This window comes from Frankia sp. AiPs1 (assembly GCF_023716945.1).
Taxonomy (GTDB): domain Bacteria; phylum Actinomycetota; class Actinomycetes; order Frankiales; family Frankiaceae; genus Frankia.
Genome location: NZ_JAMQQF010001188.1, coordinates 1 through 536, shown reverse-complemented (window position 1 = coordinate 536; position 536 = coordinate 1). Strand labels below are relative to the sequence as shown.

The 536-nt window shown below is 60.6% G+C and carries 1 protein-coding gene; it reads right to left on the bottom strand.

Going from position 1 to position 536, the window contains the following annotated elements; translation table 11 throughout:
- Positions 1-77: 77 nt before the first annotated feature.
- On the bottom strand, positions 78-536 hold a 459-nt coding region (locus tag ND748_RS33575; protein WP_251750221.1), incomplete at its 5' end, for a transposase.

Below are 536 nucleotides of genomic sequence, written 5' to 3'. Positions count from 1 at the left end.
GAGCCTGTCACGATTTTCGTGTAAGCCGGAGATGAACAGCCTACGTGTGGTTTCTCGTGGTGTGCCTGGTCAGGCTATCAGAAGGGGAGGCGTCCGGGGAAGAGGTTCGCGAGCGTGTTGAGTGCGATTCTCCATCCGTGCGTTCCGGTTCCGGACTCGCCGCCACGGTGGCTGGAGATGTTCCGCAGTCCGAGGTAGAGAAGTTTCATGGCGGCGTCCTTGTCGGGGAAGTGCCCGCGGTTCTTCGTGATTTTCCTGAGCTGGTAGTTCATTGATTCGATGGCGTTGGTGGTGTAGACGACCTTCCGGAGCTCGGGTGGGTAGTCGAGGAACGGGATGAACTCGATCCAGGCGTGGCGCCATACGTCGACTGCTCCGGGATAGCGGGCACCGAAGGCCTTGTCGAACGCGTCCAGGCCGAGTTCGGCGGCCTCGACGGTCGGGGCGGTGTAGATCTCTTTCATCGCTCGGACGACGGCTTTGCGGTCGCCGTAGGACACGAACCTCATCGCGTTACGGATCACATGCACCACACA